Annotated in this window: 14 protein-coding genes; 9 read left to right on the forward strand and 5 right to left on the reverse strand. The window is 76.5% G+C overall.

Features of this window, described 5'->3' with window-relative positions; translation table 11 throughout:
* Positions 1 to 13: 13 nt before the first annotated feature.
* On the reverse strand, positions 14 to 2,041 hold the full coding sequence (gene acs, locus ISOVA_RS01920) for an acetate--CoA ligase (protein WP_013837573.1): 2,028 nt from the start codon (positions 2,039 to 2,041) through the stop codon (positions 14 to 16).
* Positions 2,042 to 2,525: 484 nt separating this feature from the next.
* On the reverse strand, positions 2,526 to 3,359 hold the full coding sequence (locus ISOVA_RS01925; protein WP_013837574.1) for an HAD family hydrolase: 834 nt from the start codon (positions 3,357 to 3,359) through the stop codon (positions 2,526 to 2,528).
* Between the two features lie 107 nt (positions 3,360 to 3,466).
* Here ISOVA_RS01925 and ISOVA_RS01930 point away from each other — a divergent pair, with 107 nt between their 5' ends.
* From ISOVA_RS01930 to ISOVA_RS01970, 9 genes are all read left to right on the forward strand, one after another.
* Positions 3,467 to 4,099: an ArsR/SmtB family transcription factor gene (locus ISOVA_RS01930; protein WP_013837575.1), complete on the forward strand. Its 633-nt coding sequence runs from the start codon at positions 3,467 to 3,469 to the stop codon at positions 4,097 to 4,099.
* On the forward strand, positions 4,096 to 5,406 hold the full coding sequence (locus ISOVA_RS01935; protein ID WP_013837576.1) for an MFS transporter: 1,311 nt from the start codon (positions 4,096 to 4,098) through the stop codon (positions 5,404 to 5,406). Before ISOVA_RS01930 ends, ISOVA_RS01935 begins: the two co-directional genes overlap by 4 nt.
* Positions 5,407 to 5,497: 91 nt before the next feature.
* Positions 5,498 to 6,226, forward strand: a complete 729-nt coding sequence (locus tag ISOVA_RS16660) for a cellulose synthase operon protein YhjQ/BcsQ (RefSeq protein WP_013837577.1) — start codon at positions 5,498 to 5,500, stop codon at positions 6,224 to 6,226.
* A complete protein-coding gene (locus ISOVA_RS01945) occupies positions 6,223 to 7,416 on the forward strand; it encodes a TadA family conjugal transfer-associated ATPase (RefSeq protein ID WP_013837578.1) in 1,194 nt (397 codons plus the stop codon). The genes ISOVA_RS16660 and ISOVA_RS01945 overlap by 4 nt, the downstream gene beginning before the upstream one ends.
* Positions 7,413 to 8,084 carry a hypothetical protein gene (locus tag ISOVA_RS01950; RefSeq protein WP_233275934.1) on the forward strand — a complete coding sequence of 224 codons (672 nt, stop codon included), beginning with the start codon at positions 7,413 to 7,415 and terminating at the stop codon, positions 8,082 to 8,084. Before ISOVA_RS01945 ends, ISOVA_RS01950 begins: the two co-directional genes overlap by 4 nt.
* Entirely contained in the window at positions 8,081 to 8,644 is a 564-nt protein-coding gene (locus tag ISOVA_RS01955) for a type II secretion system F family protein (protein WP_013837580.1), read from the forward strand. The genes ISOVA_RS01950 and ISOVA_RS01955 overlap by 4 nt, the downstream gene beginning before the upstream one ends.
* Positions 8,645 to 8,718: 74 nt before the next feature.
* Positions 8,719 to 8,910, forward strand: coding sequence for a DUF4244 domain-containing protein (locus tag ISOVA_RS01960; protein WP_013837581.1), 192 nt, complete (start codon positions 8,719 to 8,721; stop codon positions 8,908 to 8,910).
* A complete protein-coding gene (locus ISOVA_RS01965) occupies positions 8,910 to 9,275 on the forward strand; it encodes a TadE family type IV pilus minor pilin (protein ID WP_013837582.1) in 366 nt (121 codons plus the stop codon). Before ISOVA_RS01960 ends, ISOVA_RS01965 begins: the two co-directional genes overlap by 1 nt.
* On the forward strand, positions 9,272 to 9,658 hold the full coding sequence (locus ISOVA_RS01970) for an Rv3654c family TadE-like protein (RefSeq protein WP_013837583.1): 387 nt from the start codon (positions 9,272 to 9,274) through the stop codon (positions 9,656 to 9,658). The genes ISOVA_RS01965 and ISOVA_RS01970 overlap by 4 nt, the downstream gene beginning before the upstream one ends.
* On the opposite strand, the gene ISOVA_RS01975 is transcribed toward ISOVA_RS01970, so the two are convergent.
* From ISOVA_RS01975 to ISOVA_RS01985, 3 genes are all read right to left on the reverse strand, one after another.
* Positions 9,645 to 10,514: an HpcH/HpaI aldolase/citrate lyase family protein gene (locus ISOVA_RS01975; RefSeq protein WP_013837584.1), complete on the reverse strand. Its 870-nt coding sequence runs from the start codon at positions 10,512 to 10,514 to the stop codon at positions 9,645 to 9,647. The genes ISOVA_RS01970 and ISOVA_RS01975 overlap by 14 nt on opposite strands.
* The gene (locus ISOVA_RS01980) at positions 10,511 to 13,129 is read right to left on the reverse strand and encodes a DEAD/DEAH box helicase (RefSeq protein ID WP_013837585.1); all 2,619 of its coding nucleotides are present in this window, start codon (positions 13,127 to 13,129) and stop codon (positions 10,511 to 10,513) included. The genes ISOVA_RS01975 and ISOVA_RS01980 overlap by 4 nt, the downstream gene beginning before the upstream one ends.
* Before the next feature lie 125 nt (positions 13,130 to 13,254).
* Complete coding sequence (locus ISOVA_RS01985) at positions 13,255 to 14,562, reverse strand: M18 family aminopeptidase (protein WP_013837586.1); 1,308 nt, start codon at positions 14,560 to 14,562, stop codon at positions 13,255 to 13,257.
* Positions 14,563 to 14,600 lie beyond the last annotated feature (38 nt).

Consider the following 14,600-nt stretch of genomic DNA (forward strand, 5'->3'; position numbering starts at 1 on the left):
CTGGACGACGGCGTCAGTCGTCGGAGCCGGGCTTGGACGTCGCCAGGCCCGCGGCGATGAGCTCCATGACCGAGGAGTCGGCGAGCGTCGTCGCGTCGCCCACGGTGCGGTTCTCCGCGACGTCGCGCAGCAGGCGGCGCATGATCTTGCCGGACCGCGTCTTGGGCAGCTCGGGCACGACGAGCACCTTGCGCGGCTTGGCGATCGGGCCGATCTCCTTGGCCACGTGCGCCCGCAGCTCCTCCTGGACCGCGGCGGCGCCCTCGGCCGTGCCGGCGCGGCCGGCGTGCTCGCCGCGCAGGATGACGAACGCGACGACCGCCTGGCCGGTGGTCTCGTCGGCGGCGCCGACGACGGCGGCCTCGGCCACGATGTCGTGCGAGACGAGCGCCGACTCGATCTCCGTCGTCGACAGCCGGTGGCCCGAGACGTTCATGACGTCGTCGACCCGTCCGAGCAGCCAGATGTCGCCGTCCTCGTCCTTCTTGGCGCCGTCGCCCGCGAAGTAGAGGCCCTCGAATCGCGACCAGTAGGTGTCCTTGAAGCGCTGGAGGTCGCCCCAGATGCCGCGCAGCATCGACGGCCACGGCTCGGACAGGACCAGGTACCCGCCGTCGCCGTTCGGCACCGGGCGCGCCTCGTCGTCGACCACGTCCGCGACGATGCCCGGCAGCGGCACCTGCGCCGAGCCCGGCTTGGTCGCGGTGACGCCCGGCAGCGGGCTGATCATGATCGCGCCCGTCTCGGTCTGCCACCAGGTGTCGACGATCGGCGCCCTGTCGCCGCCGATGACGCGGCGGTACCACATCCACGCCTCGGGGTTGATGGGCTCGCCGACCGAGCCGAGCACCCGCAGGCTCGACAGGTCGAAGCGTGCCGGGATGTCCTCGCCCCACTTCATGCACGTGCGGATCGCGGTCGGGGCGGTGTAGAGGATCGAGACCTTGTACTTCTCGACGAGCTCCCACCAGCGGCCGCGGTGCGGCGTGTCGGGCGTGCCCTCGTAGAGGACCTGGGTCGCCCCGTTGAGCAGGGGCCCGTAGACGACGTAGGTGTGCCCGGTGACCCAGCCGATGTCGGCGGTGCACCAGTAGACGTCGGTCTCGGGCTTGAGGTCGAACACGTACTTGTGCGTGTACGCGGCCTGGGTGAGGTAGCCGCCCGTGGTGTGCAGGATGCCCTTGGGCTTCCCGGTGGTGCCCGAGGTGTAGAGGATGAACAGCGGGTGCTCGGCCTCGACCCAGGTGGGCTCGTGGAACGTGTCGGCAGCCTCGACGGCCTCGTGCCACCAGACGTCGCGGCCCTCGGTCCAGGCGATGTCCTGCCCGGTGCGGCGCACGACGAGCACGTTGCGCACGGTGGTCTCGGGCTCGCCGTCCTTGGGCGCGAGCGCCTCGTCCACGGCCGGCTTGAGCGCCGACGGCGCGCCGCGGCGGTAGCCGCCGTCGGCGGTGATGACGAGCGTCGCCTCGGCGTCGGCGATGCGGCTGCGCAGCGCGTCTGCGGAGAACCCGCCGAACACGACCGAGTGCGGCGCGCCGAGGCGGGCGCACGCGAGCATCGCGACGACCGACTCGACGAGCATGGGCATGTAGATCACGACGCGGTCGCCCGCGGAGACGCCGAGCGCGGCGATCGCGTTCGCGGCGCGCGCGACGTCGCGCTGCAGGTCCGCGTACGTCACGGTCCGGGTGTCGCCGCCCTCGCCCTCGAAGTGGATCGCGACGCGGTCGCCCAGCCCGGCCTCGACGTGCCGGTCGACGGCGTTGTAGGCGGCGTTGAGCGTGCCGTCGGCGAACCACCGCGCGACCGGCGCCCCGGACCAGTCGAGCGTCTCGGTGAACGGCTTCTTCCACGTGACCAGCTCGCGGGCCTGCCGCGCCCAGAACTCCAGGCGGTCGGCCCTCGCCTCCTCGTACAGCGACGCCTGCGCGTTGGCCTGGGCCGCGAACTCGGGGCTCGGCGGGAACGCTCGCGTCTCGTGGAGGAGGTTCTCGAGGCTGGGGCTGGCGCTGCCCGCGGTGGGCTGGGTGTCTGTCACAGGTGCCTCCGTGCGCGTCGTCGCGAGTCGTTCCGGGTGCGGCCGGCGCACGCCGTGCCCGCACCCACCTCCGGGAGTGTAGACCCGGCGGGTGACCCGGATCACGGTGCCCGACGACGGCCGTCGCGCGAGCGGTCGGGACCGGGCCGCGAGCGGTCGCCAGGGCGCCGCGAACGGCCCCGCCGGGCGTCCCGGGACGTGGGACGGCGGGGGTCGGGATGGCCGGGTGCGCACGAGTGCGGCGCCCGGGAGTCAGGTCGACCGGGCGCCGCTCTCGCCAGCCGGCCGGCGGGTAGCAGGCGCGTGACGTCCGATCACTGTGCGGGGTCGAGCCCTGCCCAGTGGGTCCTCAACCGTGGACTTCCTGTGCGTGGGTCCCGCTGCCCGGCTGTCGTATACCCATGGAACGCCGCCAGGAGAGTGAGCGCAAGAGGGGGTGAAGAAACGCCCGGGACCTGCGGTTCCGCGCCGCGCCGGGGTTGCGTCAGGCGCGGGCGCGGCGTCGCACGAGGCGCCACACCGCCCAGGCGACCGCCCCCGCGGTGAGGGCGCCCGCGGTGACGAGCACCGGCGTCGGCGGCCGCAGCGCCGAGCGCAGCGCGACCGGGCGCACGAACGTCAGCACGCCCCACCCGTGCTCGCTCGCGGCGCGTCGCAGCGTGCGGTCCGGGTTGACGGCGAAGCCGTGGCCGACGGCCGCGAGCATCGGCGCGTCCGTGATCGAGTCGGAGTACGCGTAGCAGCGCTCGAGGTCGTAGCCGCGCGCCTCGGCGAGCTCGCGCATCGCGGCGGCCTTGTTCTCGCCGTACGCGTAGAAGTCGATCTCGCCGGTGAACCGGCCGTCCGCGACGGCCATGCGTGTGGCGATGACGTGGTCCGCGCCGAGCACGGTCGCGATGGGCTCGACGAGCTCCGCCCCCGAGGCGGAGACGATGACGACGTCGTGGCCCAGCTCGTGGTGCTCGGCGATGAGGTTGACCGCCTCGGCGTAGACGTAGGGGTCGATGAGCTCGTGCACCGTCTCGGCCACGATCTGCTGCACCTTGCTCACGTCCCAGCCGGTCACGAGCTCCGACAAATGGCGGCGCATGCGCTCGGTCTGGTCCTCGTCCGCCGTCCCGACGAGGAACAGGAAGTGCGCGTACGCGCTGCGCAGCACGTCGCCGCGCGTGATGAGGCCGCCCGCGTAGAACGGCTTGGAGAACACCCCCGACGAGCTCGTCGCGATGATCGTCTTGTCCAGGTCGAAGAACGCGGCGACCCGCCCGCGGTCCGCCGACGACGGCGTCCCGGGAGTCTGCAGCGGCTCGGCGGTCACACGGCGAGCCTAGCGGGGCCGACGTCGTCCCAGGTCAGCCCCCGGCGCCTCGCGTGTCCCATGCACACCTCTTGTGCACACATTCTGTGCAGAGGTACTGTGCACGCATGAGCGACCGTCCGACGACCCACCTCGAGCTCACCGCCGACGCCGTCAAGGTGCTCGCCCACCCGCTGCGCTCGCGCCTGCTCACCGCCCTGCGGCGCGGCGGGCCGGCGTCGGCGACGGCGCTCGCGGCCGAGCTGTCGACGAACACCGGGGCCACGAGCTACCACCTGCGCCGGCTCGAGTCCGTCGGGCTCGTCGAGGACACGGGCGAGGGGCGTGGCAAGGAGCGCATCTGGCGTGCCAGCACCGAGAGCCACGGCTGGCGCAACTCGGACTGGGCCGACGACGAGGACGCCCGCACGGCGCTCGGCTGGCTCGTGCGCGACTACCACCGGCAGTTCGACGCCGCGTACGCGCACTGGCTCGACGTCCAGGACTCCTGGCCCGCCGAGTGGCAGGACGTCTCGGGCATGTCCGACGCCTGGGTCCACGTCACTCCCGCCCAGGCGCAGGCGATGCTCGGCGAGATCGAGGCCGTCATCGAGCGGTACGTACGGGCCGGCGCCGGCGACCCGGCCGCCCGGCGGCTGCACCTGTACCGGTTCTCGTTCCCGCTCGAGGCCGACGACGTGCCGGCGGCGCCCGACGCCGACGACGGCACCGAGGACGACGACGCGGGCGGTGTACCGTGACCCCGCTCAGCCCGCGGGCGGCGCGGCGCGTCTTCCTGCTGCTGACCGCGACCCGCTGGTTCCCCGTCGGGCTCGTCGTCGCCGTCACGACGCTGCTGCCCCTCGAGCGCGGCCTGAGCGTGACGCAGACGCTCACGCTCGCCTCGATCACCGGGCTCGTCGTGTTCGCCCTCGAGCTGCCGACCGGCGGCTTCGCGGACGCGATCGGCCGCCGTCCGGTCCTCGTGGCCGCTGCGTCGATGCAGGTGCTCGCCGCGACGCTGTTCGCGACCGCGCAGAGCTTCTGGGCGTTCGCGCTCGCCGCCGCGGCGACCGGCACGTTCCGCGCGCTCGACTCGGGCCCGATGGAGGCATGGTTCGTCGACACCGTGCACGCCACGAGCCCGGGCGCGGACGTGGACCGCACGCTGTCGCACCACGGCGCGGTGCTCGGGGTGTCGATCGCGCTGGGCGCGCTCGTCTCGGGCGGGCTCGTCTGGTGGCACCCGGTCACCGCGTGGTCGGCGCTCACGCTGCCCTACGTCGCGTACGCGGTGCTCGCGGTCGCGCACCTGGTCATGGTCGGCGTGCTTCTCAAGGAGCCTTCCCCCGTGCCCGACGGCGGTGCGCTGCCCGACGGCGGTGGGCGGCCGGGCGGGGCGGTGCGGCGCGCGCTCGCCTCGGCGCGGCGCACGCCCGCGGTCGTGGCCGACGGGGTGCGCCTCGCCGGGACCAACCGCGTGCTCCTCGGGCTGCTGCTCGTCGAGGTCTTCTGGTCGACGGGCATGGTCGTGTTCGAGTCGATGACGCCGATCCGCCTCGCCGAGCTGCTCGGCAGCGAGCAGCGGGCGGGCGCCCTCATGGGCGCCGTGGCGTCGGTGGGGTGGGGCGTCTTCGCGCTCGGTGCCGCGCTGGCGGGCCTCGCGGCGCGGCGGGTGGGCGTCGTGCGTGCGGCGATGGCGGCCCGCGTCCTCAACGGCCTCGGCGCGGTGTGGATGGGGCTCGTCGCGGGCCCGGCCGCGCTCGTGGTCGCCTACCTCGTGACGTACGCGCTGCACGGCGCCGGCGGCCCCACCTACCAGCCGCTGCTGCACCGCGAGGCCGTCGCGCGGAACCGGTCGACGGTGCTGTCGATGGCCTCGATGACGTCGTTCGCGGCCTTCGCCGTCGCCGCCCCGGTGCTGGGGCGGACGGCCGAGCTCGTCTCGACGCCGGTGGCCATGGTGATCGGCGGGGCGGTCAGCGTGCTCGGCGTGCTGTGCTTCGTCCCGGCGCTGCGGCGAGAGAAGGAGCTGGACCGCGCCCGGCAGGTCGCCGTGAGCGTGTAGCCCGCAACGAGGCCGCCCCCAGCGGCCGGCCGTCCACAGCGCCGGCCGGGAGCACGGCACGGCCGGGCCCGACGTCGGCAGCCTGGGCGCCATGGAGATCGGCACCAGCCTCGGCACCGGCCGGGTGATCGCGGCCGTCGGGGCGTGCGGCGGCGCGGGCACGAGCACGTTCGCGGCGGCGCTCACCCGGGCGCTGCGGCGCGCGGGCGAGCCGGCGACGCTCGTCGACCTCGCCGTGCCGGGCGCCGGCCTCGACGTGCTGCTCGGCGTCGAGCACGAGCCGGGTGCCCGCTGGCCCGAGCTCGCGGACGCGCGCGGCGAGGTCGACGGTTCGGGCCTGCTCGCGGCGCTGCCGCGCTGGGGTGCCGTGCCGGTGCTCTCGGGCTCCCGGCTGCGCCCGGAGCGGCCCGACGACGCCGTCGTGCTCGACGTGTGCTCGGCGCTCCTGCGGGCGGGCGAGTCGGCCGTGCTCGACCTGCCGGTGCCCGGGGCCTGGTCGTCCGCCGCGGCGTCGCTCGTGGGCGCGGCCGACGTCGTCCTCCTCGTCGTGCCGCTCACCGCGCCGGGCGCGGCCGGGGCAGTCGCGGCCGCCGGTGCCCTGCGTGCCGCCGGGGCGCAGGACGTCCGCCTCGTCGCGCGGCGGCCGTCGCCCGGGCGCGTGGACGTCGCGGCGCTCGAGCGGGCGCTCGACCTGCACGCGGTCACGACCGTGCCGTGGGACCGGCGGCTCGCCGGAGCGGTCGAGCGCGGAGAGGGCCCGGCCGTCGGGCACCGGACGCCGCTCGGCCGCTGCGCTGCCGAGGCGGTGAGCGCGCTGTGACGGCCCGGACACCCCTGCTCGGCCGGACGACGCCGGATCCGGCGACGCTCGACCCGGCGCTCCTCGACGACGTGCGCGCCCGGCTCCGGGACGCCGACCACGTCGACGAGCCCGCGGTGCGCGCGGCGCTGCGCGCGACCGGTCGCGTGCTCGGCTCCCGCGCGCTCGCCGACCTCACGCGGGCGACGCGCGCCGCGCTCGCCGGCGCTGGCCCGCTCCAGCCGCTGCTCGAGTCGCCCGGCGTGACCGACGTCCTCGTCAACGGCCCGCGGGACGTGTGGGTCGACCGCGGTGCGGGGCTCGAGCGCGTCGACCTCGACCTGGGCAGCCCCGCGGACGTGCGGGCGCTCGCGGTGCGCATGGCGGCGGTCGCGGGCCAGCGGCTCGACGACGCGTCGCCCTCGGTCGACGCGAGGCTGCCGGACGGCACCCGCCTGCACGCCGTCGTCGAGCCGGTCGCCGAGGCCGGGGCGGTGCTCGCGCTGCGGGTGCTGCGACAGGCGGCCTTCACCGTCGAGGGGCTCGTGCGCGCGGGCTCCGTGCCCGCCGCGTGGGCCGGGCTGCTGCGTGCGCTCGTCGTCGGGCGGGCCAACGTGCTCGTCACCGGCGGGACCGGCACGGGCAAGACGACGCTGCTCGCCGCCCTGCTCGCCCTCGTCCCGCCCGACGAGCGCATCCTCACCGTGGAGGAGGCCCGCGAGCTCGCACCCGACCACCCGCACGTCGTGCCGCTCACCGCACGGCGCCCCAACGTCGAGGGCGTCGGCGAGGTCACGCTCGCCGACCTCGTGCGCGGCGCCCTGCGCATGCGGCCCGACCGCATCGTGCTCGGCGAGTGCCGCGGCGCCGAGGTGCGCGAGCTGCTGCTCGCGATGAACACCGGGCACGACGGCGGGCTCGCGACCGTGCACGCCAACGCGGTCGAGCACGTGCCGGCGCGGCTCGAGGCGCTCGCCGCGCTCGCGGGCATGCCGCGCGACGCCGTCGCGGCGCAGGCGGCCGCGGCGCTCGACGTCGTGCTGCACCTGCGCCGCGAGCGGGGCAGGCGGTTCCTCGCGGAGGTCGGGGTGGTGCGCCGCGCGCCGGGCGGTGAGCTCGAAGTCGTGCCGGCCGCAGCATGGGACGGCTGCTCGGAGCCCGAGCCGCACGCCGGCTGGGCCGCGCTCGAGGGGCGGTGGGGTCCGTGGTGAGCCCGGCGGGGACGTGGGCCGGGGTCTGGGTGGCGCTCGCGGTGTGGCTGGCCGTCGCGCCGGCGGGTCGCGACGTCGCGGCCCTCACCGGAGGCGGCGGGTCGTCGCCGCATGGTCTTCGGGCCTGGCGCGCACGACGGCGGACCCGGCGCGGTGGCGACGACCCCGAGCACGTGCGGGTCGCCGTCGCGCAGGTGGCCGCGCTGCTGCGTGCCGGCGCTCCGCCCGGCGCGGCGTGGTCACGGGCGCTCGGCGTCCCGGTCGACGCGACCGGGGTGCCCGACACCGCCGCCCTCGCGCCCGCCGTCGGGGGCGAGGGCCCTGCGGCGGCGCTCGTGGCGGCCTCCCGGCTCGCGCGCGACGTCGGCGCCCCGCTCGGCGGCGTGCTGGAGGCGGTCTCCGCGACGCTCGTCGCGGACGCCGAGGCGCGCGCCGAGCGCGAGGCGGCCCTCGCGGGACCGCAGGCCACGGCCCGCGTGCTGCTGTGGCTGCCCGCCGCGGGCGTGCTTCTCGGGTGGGCGCTCGGCGCCGACCCGCTGGCCACCGCGACCGACGGCGGCGTGGGGACCGCCGCCGTCGGTCTCGGTCTCGTCCTGCTCGCCGTCGGGCGGACCTGGACCGCGCGGCTCGTCGCCGCCGCACGCGCCGCCGGGGAGGAGGCGTCGTGAGCGTCGGAGTCGTCGTCGCCCTGCTGGCGCTCGTCGCGGCGTCGCCCTGGTGGTGGGCGGACCACGCCGCCCGGCGCCGCACGGCGACGGTCGCCGTCGCGCCACCGCCGGGCCCCGGCCCGTCGCACGCCGCGGTCGCCGTCCCGGTGCTGCTCGAGCTGGTCGCGGCGGCCGTCCGGTCCGGCGCGGGGGTGCCGCGGGCGCTGCGCGCGACCGGCGACGCCGTCGGCGGCCCCGACGGCGCCGCGCTCGCACGGGCGGCCGACGCGCTCCGGCTCGGCGCGGACTGGGACACCGCCTGGCGCGAGGCCCCGGCACGGCTCGACGTCGTGCGGCGGGCGCTGCGCGGGGCATGGGCCGACGGCGCCGCGCCGACCGAGGCGCTGCGCGCCGCCGGGGCCGAGCACGCGCACGAGCGGCGGTCCGCCGCCCGGACTGCCGCGGGCCGCCTCGCGGTCCGGCTCGTGCTGCCGCTCGGCGCCTGCTTCCTGCCCGCCTTCGTGCTCGTGGGCCTCGTGCCCGTGCTGCTCGCGCTCGGCGTCGACCTGCTGTCGACCTGAGCACCGACGTCCGGCCGACCGGCCGGCACACCCGTCCGGCCGACCGGCCGGACCGACACCCTCAGGAGGAACGCATGACCACCGTCCCGAACACCGAGCCGGCCGTCGACGCGGCGACCGACCCGGAGGCCGGCCTGGCCACGGCCGAGTACGCGATCGCGACCGTCGCGGCGGTCGGCTTCGCCGGCCTGCTCATCGCGGTGCTGCGCAGCGACACCGTGCGCGGGCTGCTCGAAGGCATCATCAGCTCGGCGCTGTCGGTCTGATGACGCGGCACCGTCGGACGGCACCGCACGGCCGGGAGCGGGGCTCGGTCACGGCCGAGCTCGCGGTCGGGCTGCCGGTCGTCGCGCTGCTGCTCGTCGCGGTGCTCACGCTCGCGGCCGCGTCCACGGCGCAGATGCGCGCCCTGGACGCGGCCCGGGCGGCCGCCCGGGCGCTCGCGGTCGGGGAGTCGGCGGCCGAGGCGAACGCCCTGGCGGTGCGTCTCGCCGGCGACGACACGGCCGTCAGCTACGCGCGCGACGGCGACTGGGTCGAGGTCACCGTGACGCGGCCCGTTGCGGGCGGCTGGCTCGCCGGCGCGCCGTTGCGCGCGAGCGGCGAGGCCGTGGCACGGGTCGAGCCGTGAGCACGGGACGCGGCCCCGACCGCGAGCGCGGCGCGGGCACGGCCCTCGTGCTGGCGCTCGCCGCGGTGGTCGTGGTGCTCGTGCTCGCCGTCGCGGCGCTCGGCGCGGCGCAGCGTGCCCGCGGCGCTGCGCAGGCCGCGGCCGACCTCGGCGCGCTCGCCGCGGCGTCGGCCCTGCGGTACGGGGAGGACGCCTGCACCACGGCGAGCGCCGCCGTCGGGCGCAACGGCGCCGAGCTGGCCACGTGCGCGGTCGAGCCGGGCGGCGTGGTCCGCGTGAGCGCGACGCAGCCCGCCGTCGGCCCGCCGGGGTGGGCGGTCGCGCCGCTCGGCGAGGCGACCGCCGCCGCCCGCGCCGGGCCCGCGAGCGTCAGGACGGGTTGACGCCGAACAGCGCAGCGCGTTCGCTGATGACCTTGGCGCGCGCGAGGCGGGGCTTGTCCGAACCGTCGCGGATCACCGACCCGGCCGCGGCGAAGTCCGCGAGGAAGTCGAGCGCCCAGGCGACGTCGGCCGGCGTCGGGCTGAAGGACTCGTTGATGACCGCGGGCTGCTCGAGGTCCAGGCACAGCTTGCCCGTCATGCCGAGCGCGACCGCGTCGCCCGACTGCTCGCGCAGCAGCGGGTGGCTCGAGCCGACGGTCGGGCCGTCGATCGGTCCCGGCAGGCCGCCGATGCGGCTCGCGGTCACGAGGCGCGAGCGCGGGTAGGCCATGGCGAGCGCCTCGTTGGCGGTGCCCGTGTCACGGCGGTAGTCGCCCGAGCCGAACGCGAGCCGGAAGGCGCCGGGCGCGCGGGCGATGCTCACGGCGTCCTCGATGCCGAGCGCCGACTCGACGAGCGGGATGACGGGCAGGTGGCCCCCGAGGCGCTGGACCGTGTCGACGACCTGGTCGGGGCTCTCGGTCTTGGCCAGCATGACGCCGCACAGGCCGTGCGCGTCGCGCAGGGTGCGGACGTCGTCGGCCCACGCCTGCGAGCCGCGCTCGTTGATGCGCACCCAGGCGCGGCCGCCGCGGGAGAACCACTCGAGCACCTTGGCCCGCGCCTCGTCCTTGCGGCTGTCGTCGACGGCGTCCTCGCAGTCGAGGATGACCTGGTCGGCGCGCGACAGCTGGGCGTCGTCGAAGACGTCGTCGCGCAGCGCGTTGATCAGCAGCCAGGAACGGGCGTTGCGGGCGTCGACGCGCGTCTGCTCCCGGGTACGGCGGCGCTCGTCGAGGGGGGTGTCGGTAGTCACCCGTCGATCGTATGGGCCTGCGGCGCGTGGCTCAGCACCGCATCCAACAACCGCACCGCGGCGTCCTTGTCGAGCGGGGAGTTGTAGTTGCCGCACTTGGGCGACTGGACGCACGCCGGGCACCCGTCGGAGCACGGGCACGCCGCGATCGCGTCGCGCGTCGCGCTCAACCACGTCGCGCCGAGCTCGAACCCGCGCTCGGCGAAGCCGGCCCCGCCCGGGTAGGCGTCGTAGACGAACACGGTCGCCTGCCCGGTGTCGGCGTGCAGCTCGGTCGACACCCCGCCCAGGTCCCAGCGGTCGCACGTCGCGAGGAGCGGCAGCAGCCCGATCGACGCGTGCTCGGCCGCGTGCAGCGCCCCGGGCGCCTCCTCGGGCGACACGCCCGCCGCGCGCAGCACGAAGTCCGGCACCGACCACCACACCGCCGTCGTGCTCAGGGTGCGCGAGGGCAGGTCGAGCGCCTCGGTGCCGAGGACCTGCATGTCGGGGATGCGGCGCCGCTGGAAGCTGACGACCTGGCTCGTCACCTCGACCGGCCCGAGACCCCACGTGACGGGGCCCCACTCGCGCTCGACGACCGGGCGCGACCCCTCGGGCGCGTGCTCGTCGATCGCGATCTCCATGACCTCGCGCGACCAGGTGCCGTGGTCCACGTCGCGGCGCACCACGAGCGCGACGCGGTCCGTCAGGTCGAGGTGGTCGACGACGTAGGTCACGCCCTGGTGCGTGTACACCGCGCCGTCGTGCACCTGCCCGTCCGCCGAGCCCGCGTCGACCGTGCCGAGCAGCCGGCCGGTCGTCGCCTCGACCACGCGGACCGGCTGCCCGCCCGAGCCGCGCAGGTCCGCCATGCCTGACGCCGGCTGCGCGTGCGTCCAGTACCAGCCCGACGGCCTGCGGCGCAGCAGCCCGCGCGCCACGAGGACGTCGAGCACCTCGCGGACCCGTTCGGGATCGCCGAACGCGGGCAGGTCCTCCGCGCGCAGCGGCACCTCCTGGGCGGCGGCGCACAGCTGCGGCGCGAGCACGTAGGGGTTCGCGGGGTCGAACACCGTCGCCTCGAGCGGGGCGTCGAAGACGGCCTCCGGGTGGGTGACGAGGTACGTGTCGAGCGGATCCTCGCGCGCGACGAACGCCACGAGCCCGTCCGCACCCGCCCGGCCGGCGCGCCCCGCCTGCTGCCACAGCGACATGCGCGTGCCCGGCCAGCCGGCGATGAGCACCGCGTCCAGCCCCGAGATGTCGACGCCGAGCTCGAGCGCGTTCGTCGTCGCCAGGCCGAGCAGCGCGCCGGTGCGCAGCGCGTGCTCGAGCTCGCGGCGCTCCTCGGGCAGGTACCCGCCCCGGTACGCGGCGACGCGGCGGGACAGCTCGGTCGACACCGGCCGCAGGTGGTCGCGCGCCTGCTGCGCCACCGACTCGGCCCCGCGCCGGGACCGGGTGAACGCGAGCGTGCGCGCACCTGCGGCGGCGAGATCGGCCAGCAGGTCGGCCGCCTCCGCCGTCGCCGAGCGGCGCGGGTGCTCGGCCGCCGCGCGCTCCGTCACGACCGGCTCCGTCTCGCGCTCGGTGTGGTCGGCGTCGAGCGGGTCCGGCAGGGCCCACGGGTCGTCGGCGTGGTCGGGGCCGTCGGGCGAGGCCTTCGTGCGCTCGAACCCGTACGTGCCGATCTCGGGCGGCAGCCACAGCGCGACCGTCCGCCGCCCTGCGGGCGAGGTGTCCCGCGTGACCGCGGTGACGTCGTCGGGCCGCACCCCGAGCAGGCGTGCGGCGCTCGCGGCTGGCTGCGCCGTCGTCGCGCTCGCCACCACGAAGACGATGTCAGAACCCTGGTGGGCCTGAGCCCACTGGGTTTCTGACACGCGGTAGTGCGCCGCGAGGCGGGTCAGGCGGCGCAGGACGAGCGACACGTGGGCGCCGAAGACGCCGCGGTACGCGTGGCCCTCGTCGACGACGACGTAGCGCAGCCCGCGCAGGAACCGCGCCCACCGGCGGTGGTTCGGCAGCAGCGAGAAGTGCAGGAAGTCGGGGTTGGTGAGGACGACGTCCGCGTGCTCCTGGACCCAGCGCCGCTCCTCGGTCGGGGTGTCGCCGTCGCACGTCGACACGCGCACCCGGCCCCGGGCGGACGGTGCCGCGCCCCCCGACCCCGGGACGGCGTCGAGCAGCCGCTCGAGCGCCGCGAGCTGGTCGGCCGCGAGCGCCTTGGTGGGGGAGAGGTAGAGCACCGACCCCCGCGTGGTCGTGGACTCGATGCGTCCCGGGTCGAGCGTCCCGGCGGCGACGTCGCCGCGCACCGCGGTGAGCGCGGGCAGCCAGAACGCGAGCGACTTGCCCGACCCCGTCGACGTCGCGAGCGCCACGTGCCGCCCGTGCCACGCGGCGTCGGCCGCCTCCACCTGGTGCACCCACGGCCGCTCGACGCCGAGCGCCCGGTACGCGGCGACGACCGACGGGTCCGCCCACGCGGGCCAGTCCGCCGTCTCCCCGGTGCGGGCGGGGAACGTGCGGACGTGCGTGAGCCGGTCCGCGCGCGCACCGCGGGCGGTCAGGACCTCGAGCAGCGGGTGCCGGGTCACTGCCGTCGGGGCGTCGAGGTGGTCGGCGGGCACGCTCGACAGTCTCGCACCGGCGCGAGGTAGCGAAGCGTCGCCGAGATAGCGACCCGTCGTCGTCCGGACCCGGGAATCCGGCGACCGGTCGCTACCTCGGCGACGGATCGCTACCTCGGCGCAGGTCAGCCCACCAGCACCGCGCCCATCGCCCGGGAGAGGTACCACGGGTCGACGACGGCGGTGAGCTCGCGCGCGGAGTGCATCGACAGGATCGCGGCGCCCACGTCGACCACCCGGATGCCGAGGCGTGTGGCGGTGATCGGGCCGATCGTCGAGCCGCAGGGGATCGCGTTGTTCGACACGAACTCCTGGCTCGGCACGCCCGCCGCCGCGCAGGCGGCGTGCCAGCGGGCGGCACCGTGCGCGTCGCTCGCGTAGCGCTGGTTCGCGTTGAGCTTGAGGATCGGCCCGCCGCCCGCGACCGGCCGGTTGACGGGGTCGTGCCGCTCGCCGTAGTTCGGGTGCACCGCGTGCCCGACGTCGGACGACACGCACAGCGACGACGCGAAGGCGCGGCGGCGGTCCTCGTCGCCCGCGCCGAGCGCCGCGGAGACCCGGCCGAGCACGTCCTCGAGGAACGGGCCGGCCGCGCCCGACCGCGACTCCGAGCCGAGCTCCTCGTGGTCGAACGCCGCGAGGACCGCGACGCCCGTGAGGTCCTCGGGCGCCGCGCCGAGCAGCGCGACGAGCGCGGCGTGCGTCGAGAGCAGGTTGTCGAGGCGGCCCGAGGCCCACAGCGTCCCGCCCGCGCCGAACGCCCGCGGCGGCTGCGTGTCCGCGACCATGACGTCGTGGCCCACGACGTCCGCGGCCCGCACCGGCGCCTCGGCGCTCGCGGCCAGCGCCTCGAGCACGTCCGCCGACGACTCGGCGAGCCCGACCACCGGCTGCGTGTGGCGCTGCTTGTCGAGCGTGAGGCCGTCGTTGACCTGCCGGTCGAGGTGGATCGCGAGCTGCGGGATGCGCGCGAACGGCCCGGTCCGCACGAGGTGCTCGGCGCCGTCCCGGGTGACCACCCGTCCGGCGAGCTCGAGCTCGCGGTCGAGCCACGAGTTGAGCAGCGGCCCGCCGTAAACCTCGACGCCGGCCTGGACCCAGCCGCCGTTCGTCGTCGTCGGGCGGGGCTTGAGCTTGAAGCCGGGGGAGTCGGTGTGCGTGCCGAGGACGGTGAACGGCGTGGTCGGCCCGGCCGACGGCGGCACCACGACGGCGATCGCCGCGCCGTCGCGCACGACGACGTAGCGTCCGCCCGGGGCGACGTCCCACGCGGCGGTCTCGTCGAGGCGGGTGAAGCCCGCCGCCTCGGCGCGGCGGGCCACCTCGGCAGCCGCGTGGTACGACGACGGCGAGGCGGTCACGAAGGCGCCGAGGTCCTCGGCGTGGGCGAGGGCGGCGTCGGGCACGGGTGCGGGAGCGACGTTCTCGGGCATGCGCGCATCCTCCCACGAGGGTTCTCCGACGTGCCGTC

Source organism: Isoptericola variabilis 225 (genome assembly GCF_000215105.1).
Classification (GTDB): Bacteria; Actinomycetota; Actinomycetes; order Actinomycetales; family Cellulomonadaceae; genus Isoptericola; species Isoptericola variabilis_A.

Coding starts and splice junctions, on each gene's coding strand:
- ISOVA_RS01930 (WP_013837575.1), top strand. CDS start 3,467: ATGAGCGACCGTCCGACGACCCACCTCGAGCTCACCGCCGACGCCGTC.
- ISOVA_RS16660 (WP_013837577.1), top strand. CDS start 5,498: ATGGAGATCGGCACCAGCCTCGGCACCGGCCGGGTGATCGCGGCCGTC.
- ISOVA_RS01960 (WP_013837581.1), top strand. CDS start 8,719: ATGACCACCGTCCCGAACACCGAGCCGGCCGTCGACGCGGCGACCGAC.
- ISOVA_RS01965 (WP_013837582.1), top strand. CDS start 8,910: ATGACGCGGCACCGTCGGACGGCACCGCACGGCCGGGAGCGGGGCTCG.
- ISOVA_RS01985 (WP_013837586.1), bottom strand. CDS start 14,562: ATGCCCGAGAACGTCGCTCCCGCACCCGTGCCCGACGCCGCCCTCGCC.